Annotated in this window: 17 protein-coding genes; 9 read left to right on the top strand and 8 right to left on the bottom strand. The window is 44.5% G+C overall.

Features of this window, described 5'->3' with window-relative positions:
* Positions 1-7: 7 nt before the first annotated feature.
* A complete protein-coding gene (locus GVN20_RS13050) occupies positions 8-565 on the bottom strand; it encodes an NUDIX hydrolase (protein ID WP_166558738.1) in 558 nt (185 codons plus the stop codon).
* A 126-nt stretch (positions 566-691) separates the two neighbouring features.
* Between GVN20_RS13050 and GVN20_RS13055 the strand changes: the two genes are divergently transcribed.
* The 8 genes from GVN20_RS13055 to GVN20_RS13090 all read left to right on the top strand — a co-directional run bounded on the left by GVN20_RS13055 (position 692) and on the right by GVN20_RS13090 (position 10,591).
* Positions 692-1,687 (top strand): cation diffusion facilitator family transporter, encoded by a 996-nt coding sequence (locus GVN20_RS13055; protein WP_166558739.1) that lies wholly within the window; start codon positions 692-694, stop codon positions 1,685-1,687.
* Positions 1,688-1,857: 170 nt separating this feature from the next.
* Positions 1,858-3,765, top strand: a complete 1,908-nt coding sequence (locus GVN20_RS13060; protein WP_166558740.1) for an amidophosphoribosyltransferase — start codon at positions 1,858-1,860, stop codon at positions 3,763-3,765.
* 187 nt (positions 3,766-3,952) lie between these two features.
* Positions 3,953-4,876 carry a sugar phosphate isomerase/epimerase gene (locus GVN20_RS13065; protein WP_166558741.1) on the top strand — a complete coding sequence of 308 codons (924 nt, stop codon included), beginning with the start codon at positions 3,953-3,955 and terminating at the stop codon, positions 4,874-4,876.
* Positions 4,877-5,046: 170 nt separating this feature from the next.
* Entirely contained in the window at positions 5,047-6,621 is a 1,575-nt protein-coding gene (locus tag GVN20_RS13070; protein ID WP_166558742.1) for a sensor histidine kinase, read from the top strand.
* Positions 6,622-6,664: 43 nt separating this feature from the next.
* On the top strand, positions 6,665-7,411 hold the full coding sequence (locus tag GVN20_RS13075; RefSeq protein WP_166558743.1) for a LytTR family DNA-binding domain-containing protein: 747 nt from the start codon (positions 6,665-6,667) through the stop codon (positions 7,409-7,411).
* Between the two features lie 94 nt (positions 7,412-7,505).
* The gene (locus tag GVN20_RS13080; RefSeq protein WP_166558744.1) at positions 7,506-7,922 is read left to right on the top strand and encodes a DUF1761 domain-containing protein; all 417 of its coding nucleotides are present in this window, start codon (positions 7,506-7,508) and stop codon (positions 7,920-7,922) included.
* 96 nt (positions 7,923-8,018) lie between these two features.
* The gene (locus tag GVN20_RS13085; protein WP_166558745.1) at positions 8,019-9,311 is read left to right on the top strand and encodes an MFS transporter; all 1,293 of its coding nucleotides are present in this window, start codon (positions 8,019-8,021) and stop codon (positions 9,309-9,311) included.
* A 59-nt stretch (positions 9,312-9,370) separates the two neighbouring features.
* Positions 9,371-10,591, top strand: a complete 1,221-nt coding sequence (locus GVN20_RS13090; protein ID WP_166558746.1) for an MFS transporter — start codon at positions 9,371-9,373, stop codon at positions 10,589-10,591.
* A 145-nt stretch (positions 10,592-10,736) separates the two neighbouring features.
* On the opposite strand, the gene GVN20_RS13095 is transcribed toward GVN20_RS13090, so the two are convergent.
* From GVN20_RS13095 to GVN20_RS13105, 3 genes are all read right to left on the bottom strand, one after another.
* Positions 10,737-11,810 (bottom strand): DUF4097 domain-containing protein, encoded by a 1,074-nt coding sequence (locus GVN20_RS13095; RefSeq protein WP_166558747.1) that lies wholly within the window; start codon positions 11,808-11,810, stop codon positions 10,737-10,739.
* The gene (locus tag GVN20_RS13100) at positions 11,788-12,456 is read right to left on the bottom strand and encodes a hypothetical protein (RefSeq protein ID WP_166558748.1); all 669 of its coding nucleotides are present in this window, start codon (positions 12,454-12,456) and stop codon (positions 11,788-11,790) included. Before GVN20_RS13100 ends, GVN20_RS13095 begins: the two co-directional genes overlap by 23 nt.
* A gap of 71 nt (positions 12,457-12,527) precedes the next feature.
* A complete protein-coding gene (locus tag GVN20_RS13105; protein WP_114068732.1) occupies positions 12,528-13,100 on the bottom strand; it encodes an RNA polymerase sigma factor in 573 nt (190 codons plus the stop codon).
* Positions 13,101-13,247: 147 nt separating this feature from the next.
* On the opposite strand from GVN20_RS13105, the gene corA reads away from it, so the two are divergent.
* Entirely contained in the window at positions 13,248-14,228 is a 981-nt protein-coding gene (corA, locus tag GVN20_RS13110) for a magnesium/cobalt transporter CorA (protein WP_229599055.1), read from the top strand.
* A gap of 90 nt (positions 14,229-14,318) precedes the next feature.
* On the opposite strand, the gene GVN20_RS13115 is transcribed toward corA, so the two are convergent.
* The 4 genes from GVN20_RS13115 to GVN20_RS13130 form a co-directional block, all read right to left on the bottom strand.
* On the bottom strand, positions 14,319-14,978 hold the full coding sequence (locus tag GVN20_RS13115) for an OmpH family outer membrane protein (RefSeq protein ID WP_166558749.1): 660 nt from the start codon (positions 14,976-14,978) through the stop codon (positions 14,319-14,321).
* Positions 14,979-14,984: 6 nt separating this feature from the next.
* Complete coding sequence (locus tag GVN20_RS13120; protein WP_166558750.1) at positions 14,985-15,602, bottom strand: OmpH family outer membrane protein; 618 nt, start codon at positions 15,600-15,602, stop codon at positions 14,985-14,987.
* A 69-nt stretch (positions 15,603-15,671) separates the two neighbouring features.
* Positions 15,672-18,311, bottom strand: coding sequence for an outer membrane protein assembly factor BamA (gene bamA, locus GVN20_RS13125; RefSeq protein ID WP_166558751.1), 2,640 nt, complete (start codon positions 18,309-18,311; stop codon positions 15,672-15,674).
* A 159-nt stretch (positions 18,312-18,470) separates the two neighbouring features.
* Positions 18,471-19,220 carry an isoprenyl transferase gene (locus GVN20_RS13130; protein WP_166558752.1) on the bottom strand — a complete coding sequence of 250 codons (750 nt, stop codon included), beginning with the start codon at positions 19,218-19,220 and terminating at the stop codon, positions 18,471-18,473.
* Positions 19,221-19,353: the final 133 nt, after the last annotated feature.

Genomic DNA, 19,353 nt, shown 5'->3' on the forward strand with positions numbered 1-19,353 from the left:
CTATGTATTAAATTCCCCTCAGCCTTGCGACCTTTAAAAGGCCCATCACGCTCAAAGAATCTGTAATCTCTGACCGCATGACCATTTCGATGGCTTCTTTTAACGGAATTCGCGCCACATGAAGCTGCTCGGTGTCTTCGGGCTGTTGTTGGGCTTGGGTGAGCTGTTCGGCAATGTACAAAAAGCCTTCTTCATCACCGACCGAATTTGACAGGTGAACCCGCGCAATCTTCGTCCATTGGGCGGCAATCAGGCCTGTTTCCTCCAAGAGTTCACGTTTGGCACCTTCAATGGGATCTTCGTCTATTGGGCCACCGCCTTCGGGAATTTCCCAAGAATATTCTTCCAACGGATAACGGTATTGGCCCACCAAATACGTAAATCCTTCGTCGTCGATGGGAATGACGCCAATGGCTTTATTTTTATAATGTACCACGCCGTAGATTCCCGGGCCGCCGCTGGGGTTGAGCACTTCTTCGTGCCGTACTTGTATCCATTTGTTATCGTATACTACGCTGGAAGTCAGGGTTTTCCACGGATTTTCTGTTTCAAAAGGAAGTGACATAACGGGCTGTATTTCAAATAAAGTTTGTTGAATGAGAAAAACGATGTTTTCCGGTAATGGTTAGAATTAATGTAAGGTTCTGGGGGTAAACTCGTAACTTTGAGCCCAAATTACCCTAAAAAAGTCGTGCAAGTTAGCCAAAATTCTAAATTCCGTTGGATTATCGTCTCGCTTAGTTTGAGTATAATTCTGATGGCAATCAAGTTTACAGCCTATTATTTAACGCGTTCCAATGCCATACTAAGTGATGCTTTGGAGTCGATTATCAACGTCATTGCCAGCAGCTTTGCCTTCTATAGTATTTATCTTTCTTCTCAGCCCAAAGACAAAGACCACCCTTATGGACACGGAAAGATTGAGTATTTTTCGTCGGGTTTTGAAGGCGCGCTTATTATCATTGCGGGGGTTTGGATTGCCATTGAGGCCATTCAGCACCTGTTGCATCCGCAACCTATTCAGCATTTGGATTGGGGGCTTTGGTTGATTTTACTGACCGTTGTCCTCAACGGAGTTGTTGGGTATTATCTCCAAAAAGTAGGTAAACGTACTCGCTCAGAAGCACTCATTGCCGATGGTAAGCACCTCATGACCGACAGTCTGAGCAGCGTCCTTATTTTGATTGGGTTAGGGCTCTTGATATTGACGGGTTTGCAGTGGATTGACAGCGCGGCATCGTTGGTGTTGTCGTTGGTTATATTTTACAATGGTTTTATGCTTATTCGGGGTTCGGCGGCGGCTCTAATGGATCAAACCGACCCCGAGTTGATGGAAAGTATCGTCAATATCCTCAAAAATCACAAGCGCGACTACTGGATTGATGTTCATAATATGCGTATTCAAAAATACGGATCTGACCTGCACATTGATTGTCATTTGACCTTGCCATATTATTGGGATTTACGTCAGGTACACGAGGCGGTACATGAATTTGAGGAAGCACTGGAAAAAGACGCGGGAGGGTATGTAGAATTTTTTATTCACGTTGACCCCTGTTTGCCAGAATGTTGTAAATATTGCCGCTTGGCAGATTGCCCCGTTCGGGCCAAAGCCTTCAAGCGAGACATTGATTGGAGTATTCATAACTTATCCAAAAACCAGAAACACTTTGTTGAGCCAGATTAAGGCTTTCAAAAGTTTTTTAAATTTTTAAATAAGTTTAAATGGTATATATTGTGCTGATAATTAAGGTGTTGTGGTATAATATTTGAATTGTCTTAAAATTTAACATAGTGTTTTGGAATCCGATTTCTTAACTTTGTGTTAACAAATCGTCACACACTTCACACTCCCTGATGAGCGACGTCATAAAACACGAATGCGGTATTGCCCTCATTCGACTCCGAAAGCCGTTTCAATACTATATTGATAAATACGGCACACCCCTCTACGCGGTTTATAAGCTTCATACATTGATGGAAAAACAGGTAAACCGAGGCCAAGATGGTGCCGGTGTAGCCAACATCAAACTCGAAGTTTCGCCGGGTAGCCGCTATATCAGCCGCTACCGCTCGGTAGACCCCCAACCCGTAGCTGAGATTTTTAAGAAGGTCCAGAAGAAATTCAAAAAAGCCTTTAAAGAACTCAAAGGGGACCAAAAAGACCTCCGTTACGATGCCAGTTGGTTGCAAGAAAACGTAGCATTTACTGGCGAAGTCTGGCTTGGCCACCTGCGCTACGGTACCCACGGTGCCAACGAAATCGAAAACTGCCACCCGATGCTGCGCCAAAATAACTGGCGAAGCAGAAACCTAGTGGTGGCGGGAAACTTCAACATGACCAACGTAGACTCGCTTTTTGATAAGCTCGTTTCGTTGGGACAGCACCCCAAAGACCGCGTGGATACCGTTACGGTCATGGAAAAAATCGGTCACTTTTTGGACGAAGAAAACCAGCGTGTTTTCGACCGATTCAAGGGCATTTACGAAAACCCCGACCTTTCTGACGTCATCGAAGACAACATGGACATGGTGCGTGTGTTGCACCGGTCGTGTCGTGATTTTGACGGCGGTTTTGCCATGTGCGGCATGACCGGCTCAGGACAGGCCTTCGTAGTGCGTGACCCTTCGGGCATTCGTCCGGCGTATTACTATGCCGATGATGAAGTGGTGGTGGTGGCTTCCGAAAAACCCGCCATTAAGGCCGCTTTTGATGCCAATTACGCAGATATTAAAGAAATTACGCCAGGTCATGCGTTGATTATTGATAAATACGGTGAGTACGACCAACACCAGATTCTGAAGCCGCTTGAGAAACGTTCGTGTAGTTTTGAGCGGATTTATTTTTCCCGGGCTTCCGATCCCGATATTTACCACGAGCGCAAACAATTGGGTAAACTGTTGATTCCGCAGATTCTGGAAGAAGTAGATTACGACCTCGAAAATACCGTTTTCTCTTACATCCCCAATACCGCCGAAACGGCGTTTTTTGGATTGGTGGAAGGACTCGAAGAATACTTAGCCAAACAGCGTAAGAAAGCGATTCTGGACGGAAATCTGTCGCCCGAAGAGCTGGATAAAGTGCTGTCGTTCCGCCCCCGAATCGAAAAGCTCGTTTCTAAGGATGTCAAGCAGCGTACCTTCATTACGAGCGATGCCGCCCGTGACGAAATGGTGTCGCATGTGTACGACATGACCTATGAGGTAGTTAAAAAAGGAGTGGATACCATAGTGGTAGTGGATGATTCGATTGTGCGCGGTACTACCTTGGAGAAGAGCATTTTGCGGTTGTTGGACCGCCTCGGCCCCAAGAAAATCGTGATTGTATCGTCGGCTCCGCAGATACGTTATCCTGACTGTTATGGCATTGATATGTCGAAAGTAAAAGATTTCGTTGCTTTCCGGGCCACGCTGCAACTCCTGAAAGAGCGCGGTTTGGATAACCTACGCGACGAAGTATACGCCCAGTGCGTTGCCTCGCTCGAAACCGACAATGCGTATGAGCAAAACTACGTAAAAGCCTTGTTTGAGCCATTTACGCCCGAAGAAGTTTCGCGTAAAGTAGCTGATATTGTGCGCCCGAAAGACTTAAAGGCTGAATTGTCTATTATTTTCCAAACGGTAGAAAACCTCCACGAAGCCTGCCCCAACCACAGCGGTGATTGGTATTTCACGGGAGATTATCCTACGCCAGGCGGTAACCGCGTGGTGAACAAAGCCTACGTGAACTTCTACGAAGGTCGCGGAGTAGTGAGAGCGTATTAAGCGTTAATTGTTAACAATTATCTATAAATATAAACCCCTGTCAGCAGAAATGTTGATAGGGGTTTTTGTTTGTGTTCTATCGAAAAAAACACGTTTACATTTTTACAGTTGGTGATTTTTCGGTTTTTTAATGAGATTTAGGCCTTTTCCTTCTTATACAAAGGCTTATTGTTAAAATACTCACTCCATGAAATCCCTCACCCGCCGTCGTTTTATTCACACTTCATCCTTATTAGCAGGGGCTACGTTACTGCCTCAATTCAAGTCGGCTCCCAATCTGTTACGTTTAGGCGGCCCGATTTTTCTGAAAAGCGATGACCCCGTAGAATTGGCCAAAGAGCATCGGCGTTTGGGGTACAGCGCGGCGTATGTGCCTGCGGTAAAAGTGGGAGAAACGGCTAAAATTCAGGCTATTCGCAAAGCCTTTGCGGAGCAGAATGTCATCATTGCCGAAGTGGGCGCGTGGGTCAATATGCTTGACGCTGACGCCGAAAAACGGAAGAAAAACATGGCTTACGTGACCGAGCGGCTGGCGTTGGCGGAGGAAATCGGTGCGCTGACGTGCATTGACATTGCGGGTTCGTACAATCCTAAACACTGGGACGGGCCAGATGCCCGCAACCTCACCAAAGAATATTTTGATGCCACGGTTGAAAACTGCCGAAAAGTAATTGATGCCGTTAAGCCCAAAACGGCCAAATTTGCCCTCGAAATGATGGGTTGGAGTCTGCCCAATGATGCCGATTCTTGCCTTAAATTTATCAAAGCCATCGACCGCCCCGCGTTTGCGGCCCACGTCGACATTGCCAATATCATCAACTCACCCGAGCGTTTTTACCAAAATACGGCTTTAATCAACGATACCTTCAAGAAACTGGGCAAGTGGATTGTGTCATGCCACGCCAAAGATGTGGTAGGAAAAGATGTGCATTTTGCCGAAACCATGCCCGGACGCGGCGGCATGGACTACGCCACTTATCTGCGAAATGTAACGGCACTACCCCGTGAAGTGCCGTTGATGTTGGAGCATTTGCGTACTCCCGAAGAATACGACGAAGCACGCCTATATGTGATGAAAGTGGCAAAAGATACGGGGATTCCGTTGGCGTAAAGTACTTCTTTGAGGTTAGAACTTCAGGCGTCAGACGGTTTTTTCCGTCTGACGCCTTCGCTTTTTCACCCCATTTTTGGCGGATTTCGTCACAGATTTCACTTCTGGGCAGCTACGCACTATACTTTTGAATTGTCTAACCTAAAACAGCCATTTTAATCATTACTTCTATGACACTTCAACGCTTCCGTCAAATCGAATTTTGGGTGATTACTGCCCTTGCTGCTTTGTTTCTGCTAATCACGCTCGCCACTGATTACCAGAACTTTTCGCGCGTGTGGTTTCAACTTGACGCGCTCGAACAAAACCGTATTTATTTTCGATATAATTGGGCAACCAATGGGCTGTGGCCTATTCTGAGTATTTTCCTGACCCTGTATGGCAGTTGGTACGTGCTAAACCACGTCATTATTCCCCGTTATTGGCCCAATCAGCTCAATTTTTTTGCGATGGGGTTGGTGCTGATTGGTATTGTTGTGTTGACGGGTGCTTGGAGTTATTTGTATAGTTGGAAGGAACTTGATTTCAGACACGACATCAATTACAACATTATTGGAGCCAAAGTTTTGTCATCATTCCGACTTAGGAGCTTAGCTTTACTTATTGGTGGTCTGTTTTTGGCTTTGGTATTGTACACCCTTCTGTCTCAGGCGTACCAATGGGCGCTGCAACAGGCAGAAACCAATCCAAACACAAACCAAAAAACCATTAAAGATGGTAGCAGCTTGGCATTGATTGGATTTGTGCTGTGGATTGCTTTTCAAACAACGCCCGGTAATTTTTTCTTTATCCCTGCGCTGATTTGGGTACAGGGTGCGTTTCTTCACGCTTATTTGTATCATCACAACCTGCTGAGATGGAAGACGTTTATGTTTCGTAGAAACAATGAAAACCGCCAAGCTTTTCTCACTTTGTTAGCCGTTTTGGCCGTTAGTTTTGGCAGCAGTATCGTTTTGGTTTTGTTGTATGACTCATTTAGAAATTACTTATATTTCTACAATGTAGATGAAATTTTCGCTTTTTGGCTGGTGTCTTGGCTGGGGGCTATTGCCGTTACGTTGATTCGTCAGTTTATGGTGAAACCGCTGGAAACCAATCTCAATCGTAACCAAGCTGAGCTTTCGGCCCTTCGTGCCCAAATCAACCCGCATTTTTTGTTCAATGCCATGAACACACTTTATGCCACGGCCATTGAAGAAAATGCCGAAAAAACCTCCCACGGGATTCAGCAGCTTTCGGACATGATGCGTTTTATGATGCACGAAAACAACCAAGAGCAGATTGATGTGCAACAGGAAGTAGCTTATTTGCGAAACTATATTGATTTGCAGCGACTTAGGTTGTCGGAGTCTGATAAACTAGAGCTGAAAGTTGACTTAGATGATGCCCTTTGTTTGCGGAGTATTGCGCCGATGTTGCTGATTCCCTTTGTTGAAAATGCCTTCAAACATGGCATCAGCTTGCGTAATCAATCATGGATTTATATTAAATTGTATTGTCAACAAGAACAAATTTACTTTTCGGTTTTTAACAGCATTCACCCGCGCCACGAAGAAGACCCTGAAAAATATTCGTCGGGAATTGGGCTGGTCAATGTGCAGAAACGCTTAGAACTGTTGTATCCTAAAACGCATGATCTCCGTATTCATCGTACAGAAAAGGAGTTTTCGGTGCGGTTGGTGATTGATTTTGCTAAAAAAGGTAAAAAGCTAAACTCAATATTAGCCACTTATGACCAACTCTAAGCATGTACTGTTTACTTTTACGATTCATAAATCAATCTGACGGATGATTGCCATTGCCATTGACGACGAGCCCAAAGCGCTGGATATAGTGCGGAATTTTGCGGAAAAAGTACCTTTTTTGTCCTTGAAAGCTACCTTTCAGGATGCTTTTGAGGCGTTGGACTTTCTTCAGCGGGAGTCCGTAGATTTGATTTTTTTGGACATCAAAATGCCCGACATTTCTGGGCTTGAATTTTTGAGGGTACTTTCCAATCCGCCGTTGGTGATTTTTACCACCGCCTACGCCGAGCACGCCGTGCAGAGTTATGACTTCGACGCCATTGATTATCTGCTCAAACCCTTCGCCATCAGTCGGTTTCTGAAAGCTTGTACCAAAGCCCATGACGTGCTGAAAGTGAGAGAGTTAGCTCTTTTGGAAGAAAACAAGCGACAGGCGGCGGGGAGCATCTTGGTCGAAAATGTTTCAGCTAAGCCAGCGCCTGCGGTACCAGAAAGTATTTTTGTTAAAAATGGCTATGAGCAGGTGCGGGTGCTGCTTGACGATATTCTGTATTTGGAGGCGGGTGGCAACTACGTTGTTTTTATCACTAAACATCAAAAAATCGCCTCTCGAATGACGATGAATGAAGCTGAATCATTGCTTCCGCCTGAGCACTTTGTGCGTATTCATCGCTCCTATATTGTGGCCAAAGATAAAATAGAGCGGTTTGACCGGTATGAGGTGTATATTAATGGTCAAGTGATACCGATTGGGGCCAATTATAGTCATCAGCAATTAATGGGTAAATGATTGGTAATGAGTAAGAAATAAAGAAAAGGAAGGTTTTCTGAAAATGTGTATATTTCAGCTTTATTTTACAATACCTTCAAACCTTCCTACTTCAATGAAAACCTTAAGAATCAATTACATGGCGGTCTTTATGTCCGCAATCGCCACCTTTGTTTTAGGGGCTATCTGGTACATCACCTTCCAACCTCAATGGCTTGCCTTGACGGGCCTGACCGAAGATAAAATACAGGCTGGCGGCGGCGGAAGTATAGGGTATGCGGTTAGTTTTATTACGTACTTATTGGGAGCTTATGCGATGGCACTTTTGTTTAAATCCATGAATGTTAGCACCGCACAAACGGGAGCCATGACGGGTGCGTTGATTGGGGCGTTGATTGTGGGGGGGAATATTTTTACCAACAATGCCTACGAAATGAAACCCGTCGAATTGTCCATCCTCAATGCAGGGTTTAGTGCAGTAAGCGGTGCGGCCATGGGTGCTATCTTGGGCGGGTGGCGAAAATATACGTAGGAATATTCAAAAGAATCACAAAAAGCGTCAGTTGGTATCAGACCAGCCGACGCTTTTTTAGTATTATTGCAGAAAATAAAAAACCCTCCTTAACCAATGTCTAAACCCTCTACCCAAAACTCGCTTTTTGGACTTCCCGTGATTGTGGCCGCCCTAGGCTATTTCGTTGATATTTATGATTTATTGTTGTTTGGTATTGTACGCGTACCCAGTCTCAGAGATTTAGGATTGAATGAGCAGGAAGTGTCGGCCATTGGTGCTTCCATCATCAACTGGCAGATGGGCGGCTTACTTCTTGGAGGGATTCTTTGGGGAGTATTGGGGGATAAACGTGGTCGCCTTTCGGTGCTTTTCGGTTCTATCATTACCTATTCCATTGCCAACGTGTTGTGCGGATTTATTCAGGATACGCCCTTCATGTCAGCGCCTGATTTATATAAATATTTACGTTTTATTGCAGGAATTGGCCTAGCTGGCGAACTAGGGGCAGGCATTACGCTAGTTTCTGAAATTCTGCCCAAAGAGTTGCGGGCCATTGGTACGTCGTTGGTGGCAGGAATCGGCCTTCTGGGTGCCGTTGTCGCTTATTTTACCGTCGAAATTTTCGGAGATTGGCGCATTGCTTATTTTGTGGGCGGCGGTTTGGGCTTCGGGCTGTTGTTGCTTCGTATCGGGGTGATTGAGTCAGGGATGTTTACGGAAGTCTCCGGGCAAAAGCACGTCGCTAAAGGGGATTTTCTGTCGTTTTTTACCAATTGGGAACGTTTCACCCGCTATATGAAGTGTATCGGCATTGGATTACCTACGTGGTTTGTTATCGGTATTTTGGCTACGTTCAGCAATGAATTTGGCAAAGCCCTCGGTATTGCCGAACCCATCAAACCTGGTTTATCTATTATGTGGTGTTATGTAGGTTTGGCGGGTGGCGACTTGGCCAGCGGTTTTCTCAGCCATTATTTTCATTCGAGAAAGAAAGCCGTGGCGGCTTTGATGGCTTTTTCAGGAATATTCAGCATTATTTATCTCTACGCAGGGGTCAATACTCCCTTTGCTTTATATAGTCTTTGTACCCTAATGGGCTTTGGGATTGGCTACTGGGCCATGTTTGTGACAATCGGTGCCGAGCAGTTTGGGACCAATTTGCGGGCTACGGCCGCCACGACTATTCCCAATATGGTTCGTGGTATGGTGATTCTGATGACCACGCTTTTTGCGGGCTTCAAAACTGGCACTTTGGATGTTTTTGGGGCTTTTGAGCTTACGGTACCGCAGTTGGGCGTGATTGGAGCGGGTACTTTAGTGGGTATCATCAGCTACGCTTTAGGATTTTATTCTACCCTGACTGTTCCTGAAACGCACGGCAAAGACCTTGATTTTATTGAAGAATAAATAATCTCTCTTAAACCTCACCTTTAATCCTTCTCCTTGCCAAGGAGAAGGAAATTTTTATGAGCAAAATCTCTTACCGTGCGCTTTTTACGTTGCCTGTCATTGTTTCGGCTTTGGGCTTCTTTGTAGATGTGTATGACCTGCTGATTTTCAGTATCGTACGAGTTCCAAGCCTGCAATCAATGGGATATTCAGAGGCGGAAGTTTCCAAAATCGGAACCTTTATTTTTAATTCACAACAGGCGGGTTTGCTGGTAGGGGGGATTTTATGGGGAGTTTTGGGCGATAAAAAAGGACGGCTCTCAGTGCTATTTGGCTCCATTATTACCTATTCATTGGCCAATATTGCCTGCGGGTTTGTCCAAGAACCCAATACCTACGCATTGCTGCGGTTTGTGGCAGGGGTAGGACTTTCGGGAGAAATTGGCGCGGCAATGACCCTTGTTACCGAGATTATTCCCAAAGAGATTCGTAGCCTAGGCCCTACGATTGTGGCGGCGGTGGGCTATTTAGGGGCGGGAGCGGCTTATTTGACGCAAGAATGGTTTGAGTGGCGCACGGCGTATATGGTCGGCGGTGGTATGGGGCTGTTGTTGCTTTTGCTACGGATTCGAGTATTTGAGTCGGGGTTGTTTGAGGAAATGAAGCAATCCAAGGTCAGTCGAGGGAATTTCTTTTACCTTTTCAGCAGTTGGCCCCGGTTTATTAAATACTTTCAATGCGTCATGATTGGTATTCCAACGTGGTTTGTGGTGGGTATTTTGGGCACTTTTGGCAATGAGTTTGGCAAAGCCCTCGGTATAGCGGAGACGATTTCGCCTGGCAAGTGTGTGATGTTTATTTATTTTGGACTCACAGCGGGCGATTTTTTCAGCGGCCCGCTCAGCCAATGGCTTCAGTCGAGACATAAAGCCATTGGCTACCTGATGTTTTGCGGAGCAGTCAGTGTGGGTATTTATTTATACGGTGGTATTTCATCCCCTACGATGTTGTATGCGGTCTGCTTCTTGTCGGGGATATGTACGGGCTACATCGGCCTGTATTTGATGATGGTGGCCGAACTTTATGGTACTAATCTCCGTGCTACCGCTACTACTTCTGTGCCAAGCGTAGTACGAGGCATGGCGATTCCTATGACACTTGCTTTTCAGGCCTTCAAACCTTCTTTGGGCGCTTTGGGAGGGGCTGCGTTATTGGGCTTGCTTTGTTATGGAATTGCGCTTTTTTCGCTTACACATATCGAAGAAACCTACGGTAAAGAGCTCGATTTTGTAGAATAAACATTACGTAGGGGCGGGGTTCACGTCCGCCCTTTTTTGTAATTATTGCTGTTGACTACACGAGACGCAAATGCAAGACGTAGAGGTAAGAGATTATACGCTAAGAGGGCAGACGCTAGGCCTGCCCCTACGTCGGTTTTTAATTTTATCTCAAATTCACTTCACCGTATTTCGAGACAATTTTTACTTTGGTTCCGCTGCCGTTACCAAATTTACCCACGTATTGCTTGGTCATGCGGGGGCTGTGGCGGTTTGCATCATCTTTACGGTCGTCGTCGTTGTGGGTGAACGAAACCTTGCGGTCGCCAGGATACTTGAAGCCACCGTAGCTTACCGTAACATCAAAGTTGCAGTCATTATTTTCCATCGGAATGGTTACCGATGAATAGCTAGCCTGAATGTCAACATTGTCGGCCGATTCATTCAATTGGTCAATTCTAAATCCGCCCGAAAAACTGAGTTTGATTTTGCTGGAACCTTTCAAGTTGCCGATGCGTCCGCCAGAATAGCTGATTTGGCCGTCGAGGGTTTCTACTTCACCGATTTTCATTTTCCCAAACTTATTGTTCAACACAATATTGTTGGCTTTGTCTAGTTCGAGGGTTGAGTAAGCAATATCGAGGTTGCCGTTGAGTAAGTGCTGAATTTCTGCTTTACCGTAGGCCACATCAATGTCATTTTTACTGCCTGACAAGTCGGTGGCAATAAAACTTCCGTACTTGGACTCAATCACGAGCGGTGCTTTGAAAAAGGGGATATTTGTATTGCCAAAGCGGTTCTTGACTGTCAACGGCGTGTTTTTGGGCATTGATACTGTATAATCAATTTGTACAAAGTTCTTTTCGCCGTTGTTACTTTTCCAGCTCCAGTTTGAATTGCCGTTTTTGTTGATAATGGTACGAATGCTGATTTGATTGCCTTCTTTTTTATCTTCAATACTGACACCATCTAAGTACTGTTGAACGCGGTCGTCGCTGTTGGCATTGGCGGTGATGCTGATGTCAACCCTGATTTCACTTTTGTCCCAAAGGTTGACTTTTACCTGTCCGAATTGATTGTCAATTAGCAAGGTTTCTTTGGTCGAAACGTCATACATTTTAATGACGGATTTCTTTTTCTCGATGCTGCCGTATTCGGTGGCACGGGCGCTGAGGGTACATAATAAGCCGATAATTATTAACCAATAACTACCTGACTTATATGAGTTTATCGTTTGCATGGTTGTTTTTGTTTTTGATGCGTTGGATAATATCCAACTGTTGGTTCAATAGGTCAATCTGCCATTGCAGGTTCTGAATCATGGCCTGAATCACCGTTTCCTGGTTGGGGTTCTTCGGAAGGTCGGCTTTCAGGTTTTGGTATGAGCGCTCAAGCTGATCCAGTTCTACTGCAAATTCTTTATAAAGGGCGGGGTCATTTTCCGTCATTTGACGCAATTCCGCACGTTTGTTATCAATCAATTGGGTGTATTGAGTCACTTGTTTGGCGTAACCAGGATTGGCAAATGCTACTTCGGGCGCCTCAGTAACTCCATAATTTTGATTCACTCGGTAGCCTACCCAACCCAGCCCGACAACGAGCGCGATGGAGGCCGCAACGCGCCAATTTAGGTTTTTGCTGACTTTCCTGAAAAACGGATTATAACTACCGCCATTCTGAAAATCTTCGTGGACAATCTGGTTTAGTCCTGTCTCTTGCGAAGTTTCTTTTGAGGACACTTCTGGGAGTATATGTTGGCCTGTTGGCGTAATCTCTTCCGCTTTTGGTAATTTTTCACTCAACCGACTCCAAAGGTCATCAGAAGGCTCATGCACATCAAATGCCTCACGGTTGTCTCTGACGAATCGTTGCAGTTTATCTTTCATTTTCTTTGTATTTTTGATACGAAGAGTTGATTATTAAATACTTACAGTAATTAATAATCTCTACTTTCGGCTCAATTGTCACTTCTATTACTTAATAATTCCAATAATTTTTTCTTTCCCCGCATGTATTGTGTGCGGGAGGTACTTTCACTGATGTTGAGGATTTCACCGATTTCTTCGTGGTCGTATCCTTCAAACAGATACAGCGAAAGAACGACTCGGTATCCTTCGGGGAGTTGGGCAATTCCTCTTCGAACGCGTTCAACATCCATTTGAATACCTTCTTCGTCTGTCGGAGCATCGTCGGCAATGTCGTGGTCATCATCTCCGTAGCCATAGCCTTCGATGTCAACAAGTTGCATTTTTCGTTGACGGAGGTGATTGATGGCTTTATTGACCACAATCTGCTTCAGCCACGCCCCAAACGTGGACTGCCCCCTGAACGTATGTAAATTGCAAAAAGCATCCAAAAACGCTTCTTGCAGCACGTCTTCGGCTTCCCCAATATGGTTTACCACCCGTACGCACACGTTCAACATGGATTTCGAATAAAGCTTGTACAGTTCATACTGGGCTTTTCTATCTCCTTGTTTACAGCGTTCAACGAGTTCGACGTGTTTGTCTATGTAATGTTTAGGTTCCAATCGGCTGTATTTTCGAGGTAATGACAATGGATAAAATCAAATGTTGCATCGATTTGAAAAAAAATGTTTTATAAAACATTTTCACCGTTAAGCACGTCAAAACATAGGTACAAAATCTGCAAAATGTGCGTAAAATCCTAAAATCAATTGGCTAACTTTGGCGCAAATGAAGCAGAAAGAGGTATGGTCAGGATATATTATCGTGAAGGCAAGCAGATTAAACGCGAAACCGACGTCCGAGAAATAGGGCATCTGAAAAGCATCTTGTGGATAGATTTACAATCGCCCACGCAGGAAGAAGAAGAATGGGTGGAGACGAAGTGTGATATTAGTTTTCAAACCCCGCAAGAAATTGTCGAAATTGAGAGCAGTTCGCGGTATTTTGAACAAAATAATACCATCAACGCTAACTCCAATTTCCTCAAAATCAGTCCAGAAGGCTACGTTATTTATCCTGTCTCGATTTTGATTCGGGAGGGGGTGCTGTTTACTTATCGAAGCGGAGATTCCAAGACTTTCGCCGATACAGTGCGAAAAATGAAGGTGAGTCAGGAAACATTTCAGAGCGGGGTAGACATGTTGTTGCTACTACTCGAAACCAGAATCGAAAGTGATGCTGATGTGTTGGAAGGTTTATCGAAAGATATTTCAAACATCAGCAAAGACCTGAACCGGGAACAAAAAGCAAAACAGGAGATTCTGCTGAAGATTAACATGATGCAGGAGAATACCATGCTCCTACGCGAAACCATCATCGATAAGCAGCGCGTATTGTCGGGCATTTTGAGAAGTCAGTTTTTTCCAGAAGACCGTAAAGAGCGTCTGCGTATTGTTTTGAAAGATATAAGTTCGTTGCTTGAATACAGCACTTTCAATTTTGAGCGACTGGAGTATCTTCAAAATACGTTTATGGGCTTGATTAATCTTGAACAAAACCAAATCATCAAGATTTTTACCGTTTTCACCATCATTTTTATGCCTCCTACATTGATTGCGGGGGTTTTTGGGATGAATTATAGCATTTTACCCACAAGTACGCATCAGTATGGATTTTGGTTTTCGTTATTGCTGATGGCCTGTTCGATGGCTGGAATGTGGTTTTTCTTTAAGCGAAAGCACTGGATTTAAAATCATTAAGATTAGGGTAGCTAATTATAAAAAGAGAAGGGTAGCCAACGGCTACCCTTCTCTTTTTATAGGCTACAAAGATAAAACTGCTTAGTTTTTCTTCACGGGAGCAGGCGTTGCAGGCTTATTAGCGGCAGGCTGCTGTGGAGTAGTTGTTGGTTTTAATTGCTGAACGGCAGCTTCAGCGGCGGCTTTTTGCTGCTTTTCGATTTCGGCAGGATCAACGCCTAATTTCTTCAACACAAGGTTGCTTACGTTCAAGTCGTCAGAACCTGCAAACAGAATGATTGGAGTAGTTTGTGCACCACCGTCCATGTTTAGGATGTAGGTATAGTTGTTTTCTTTACCTACGGCTTCGATAGCCGTGTTGATTTTAATCAATACAGGCTGAATCAATTGCTGTTGTTTTTTCTGCAATGATTCCTGTGAAGTACGTTGAAAATCCTGAAAGTCTGTTTGAAGACGGCTAAGTTCCTTTTCTTTATCAGCACGGATGATTTCCGACCACTTAGTTGCGTTTTGCTCGTAGGCTTTGTATTTATCCTCAAACTCCTTCTGCTTGTCCTGCATTGCTTTTTGAATTTGTTGCTGCTGGATTTGGAGTTCGTTTTCGATTTTTTTGCTTTCGGGTAATACTGACAAGATATAGTCTACATTGGTCCAACCGATTTTAGGGGCTTGTTGGGCGTTCGTTTCTACTCCGATTAAAGTTACAATGGCTACCAGGGCCACGATGAATTTGCTCTTCATTTTTATCTACTGTTTTGGTTTGGTTGTTTTATTTGGGGTATCCGTTGCATTTGGTTTAGCCGCAGGCGTATTAACGCCGGGCGTACTCGTTTTATTATTTTTTGTGTCTGTTACTAAGCCCAATTCTTCCATCACATAATCAGTGTAATCATGGACGGGGTTTGAATAGATAATGACAAAATCACTTGATTTGTCAAGCAGCATATCCAATCTCCGTTGCCGACATACGCGCTCACTGGCTTTGTATACTTGGTCGGTAATGGGTTTGATGAGTTCCTTCTTTTTTTGAAACAGCAAACCTTCAAAGCCGAAAATTTTATTGTTATACTCTCTAGCTTCGCGTTCTTTGTCGTTGATTTCCTGCTGGCGTTTGCGTTTCATTTCATCGGTCAGCAATACTTCTTCGGCTTGATAGAGGCGTTGGAGCTTGTCTATTTCGGCATATTTATCCTGAATTTCTTTGGCCCAACGATCTGAAAATTTATCTAATTCGGCTTGTGCTTTTTGATAATCAGGCATTTTTGTTGTTATATACTCCATATCTATATACCCTAATTTTTGGGCTGATAATGAGTAGGTTACTATAACAAACTGCAAAAGTAGTAAAAGCCAGCGGGTTTTCATACATCTTTTGGATTTTGGATACCGGATATCAGACATTAACTCAGTGTTGTATATCCAAAATATACCTTCTTATCTAAGTTGTTGGCCAATCGTAAAGTGGAATTGTGGCCCACTACGTTTGGTTTGTCCTGGTAGTGGATCAAAACCATACGCCCAGTCAATGCCAATAAGACCAAATGCAGGCATAAAGATACGTGCTCCAACCCCCGCAGAACGCTTGAGGTCAAACGGATTGAAATCTTTGTATTTTTTCTGCGGTGCATCGGTTCCCCAGTTGTTCCCTGCTTCGGCAAATACTAAACCAAAAATGGTCGCCGAAGGGTTGAGGGAAAGAGGATAGCGGAGCTCCATGACGTACTTGCTGTAAGCAACCCCTCCCAAGCTGGAGGCAACGCCAGTGTTAGTGGCACCAGTCGTTTGAGAGGCATCAGTTGTACTCAAACGGTTATAAATCGGAACAAGCGCGCGGTCAGCATATCCGCGTAAACCAATAATATCCTGTGCCAACGCAAACATTCCATAACCTGCCAACCCTGAGCCTCCAAGCACGAATCGCTCAAAAGGACTGATGGAGAGGTTTTTATTGTATCGCCCCAAGAAACCTAAGTGTGCGCGGGTACTGAGTACGAGTTTTCCTGCCACGGTCTGGAACCAACTAGCGTCAAACATCCATTTGTGGTACTCTACCCATTTGAAGCGGTCTTCGCTATTGGCAAAGCTGGTTTTACCCGTAATGGCCGAATAAGGAGGAGTAAAGGTGCCACTCAGCGAGAATGAAGACCCGCCACGTGGGAATTGTGGGTTGTCGATTGTGTTGCGCGATAACGTCAGGTTAAGCGTTAAGTTGTTTGAAACTCCGTTAGGATAACCGATTCCGAACAAGTCAAGGCTATCCATTCGGTAGCGCTGGTAAGACAATGCCGAACTCAACACAAAATAACGATCGGGGATTTTAAGACGCTTTCCGAGAGAAACCGTAACCCCCGTGTTTTTGTAAGAACCCAAGAAATTTAGGGCGCTGCTGTTTGAGCGGGTATAAAAATTAGAATAATCAACGGTACGATACACGGTACGGCTGAGGTTGATTCCAAAGGTTACGGGTTTTTTACCGCCTAGCCAAGGTTCGGTAAAGCTAATCGAATACGTTTGGAACTGCCGTCCACTCGCTTGGAAACGTACCGCCAATTTCTGCCCGTCGCCGGAAGGTAGGGGTTTCCAAGCTTTCAGATTGCCGATATTTTTTGTAGAGAAATTGTTGAAAACCAATCCCAGCGTGCCTACAAATCCGATAAATCCACCCCAGCCGCCAGAAAGCTCGATTTGGTCACTTGGTTTTTCTTCGACGGTATATTCAATATCTACGGTACCATCTTCGGGGTGAGGAATAGGCTGAATACCGATTTTTTCTGCATCAAAATAACCTAATTGTGAAAGCTGACGTTGTGTGTTGATGATTTCTGTTTTGCTGAATTTTTGGCCAGGCAACGTAAACAATTCACGCATTACGACGTGGTCGCTGGTTTTGGTGTTTCCGTTTAGAATAATCTTGTTGATGGTGGCCTGTTTGCCTTCAAAAATTCGCATTTCGACGTCAATCGAATCACCTTCGATTGATTTCTCAACGGGACGGCAGTTATAGTACAAGTAGCCGTCGTCCATGTAAAGTGAGCTTACATCCTGTCCTGGGTTGGCTTCAAGGCGTTTTTGAATTTCTTCAGGATTGTAGATATCTCCTTTTTTGAGCCCAAATACTTTATTCAAAATCTCGGTTGAATGGAGGTAATTCCCCTCCCAAGTTATATTGCGGATATAGTAACGAGGCCCTTCCTCAATGTTCATGACCAAATCAATGGTTTTGCCATCGGCATTTTGGATGATTGAGTCCGAAACAATGGTGGCATCCCGGAAACCGTTCTTGTTGTAAAGTTCAATCAGTTTCTCCTTGTCTTCGTCGTATTTTTTGGGGATAAACTTAGAAGGTGTAAACAAACGCCCGAAACGCATCTGCTTGGTGCCTTTCATTTTGTTGCGCAGCTTCTGTTCGTAAATCTCATTTCGTCCGTTGAAAACAATCTGCCGAATTTTGACTTTGGGCCCTTTAGAAACAAATATTTTTAGGGTTGCATTTCCCCGGGTTGAATCCGTAATTTGAGCAATCCGTACCTTTACGTTCAAAAATCCTTTGTCCATAAAAAAGCGTTTCACGGCCAACTGCGTGTTTTTAATCATCGTGTTGGAAATAATACGCCCTTTGGGGAGTTTAATTTTGTCGTTGAGGGATTCCTGCTCTCCTTTACGGATTCCGTCGTAGGTTACTTTAAACAAGCGTGACTGTTCTTTGATATGAAGCTCAAGCCAGATTTGGTCACCTTCAATCTTGCGGTAGAGCACTTCTACATCTTCGAGGATTTTCTGGTCCATCAATTTTTTGATGGCGCCCGTGATGGCATCGCCCGGGACTTTTATTTTATCACCAATTTTCAGTCCCGACATTGAAATCATGGAGTTAGGGTCCAAAAATTGATTCCCTGTCACCACGATGTCGGCAATGACGAGCTCTTTGGGATTGGCATAACTAACGGCATCTTCGACGGGCGCGGTTGTAGTACGTTGTCCAAGGCCCAATTGTTGGGCCATTGCTGATACTACAGTGCATAGAAAAACGACCACAAAAGTTGCTAAGCGGCCGGGGCGGTTAAAATTTTTCATAGGTAGGTACACAATTCTTGCGCTCACGGTTCGGTATCAATTCTTTATAATTGCTTTGATTGTACGTGTTTTGAGTTTGGTAAAATAAGAAAAACAAGGGTAGAAATCCGTCGCAAAGAGCATTTTTATCCAAAATGGTATAACGATAAAAGTGCGGCTTTATTTCGCATCGCTCAGAATCTGTTCGCTGGTTTTTCCGAATCGGCGTTCCCGCTGCTGAAAAGACAAAATAGCCTCGTGCAGGTGATTACGGCGAAAGTCAGGCCAAAATACATCGTCATAAAAATAGAGCTCTGCGTAGGCCAATTGCCACAACAGAAAGTTACTGATACGGTGATCACCGCCTGTTCGTAGCATCAGGTCTACTTCGGGGCGGTCGAGGGTCGAAAGCTTGGAGTTTAGTAGGCTTTCGGTAATGTCTTCAGGGCGTAGCGTTCCTGCCTTTACTTCGCGGGCCAGTTGTTGGGTAGCCTGAACAATATCCCATTTTCCGCTGTAGCCGAGCGCTAAAATCAAATTAAGACCCGTGTTTTGTTTTGTCTTATCAATTGCTTCCTGAAGTTCACGCTGACAGGAGTTAGGCAGGCTGTCGATGTCGCCAATGCTGTTGAGTCTGACATTGTTTTTTTGCAAAGTAGGCAATTCATCAGCAATGGTATGAACCAACAATTCCATGAGCGCCCGAACTTCTGCTTCTGGGCGGCCCCAGTTTTCGGTCGAGAAGGCATATAAGGTCAAGTATTCAACTCCCAGCTCTGCACAACCTTCGGTCGCTTCGCGTACTGCCTTGATGGCATTGCGGTGTCCGAAAACCCGCATGGCGCCGCGTTGTTTGGCCCATCGTCCGTTGCCATCCATGATAATGGCAATGTGTCGAGGGAGTTTAGTACGGTCAATTTGCTCTTTCATTACAAGGGATATTGAGTCGTTTCTTTGCTAAATCAGTAAGTAATAAAAAATTATAATGATAAAGCCCTGATTTATAGTTGACGACTAAAAATAGGGCAGCAAAGTTAGGTAAATTATCAGGTATTCAAAACGT

This window comes from Runella sp. CRIBMP (genome assembly GCF_009905605.1).
Classification (GTDB): Bacteria; Bacteroidota; Bacteroidia; order Cytophagales; family Spirosomataceae; genus Runella.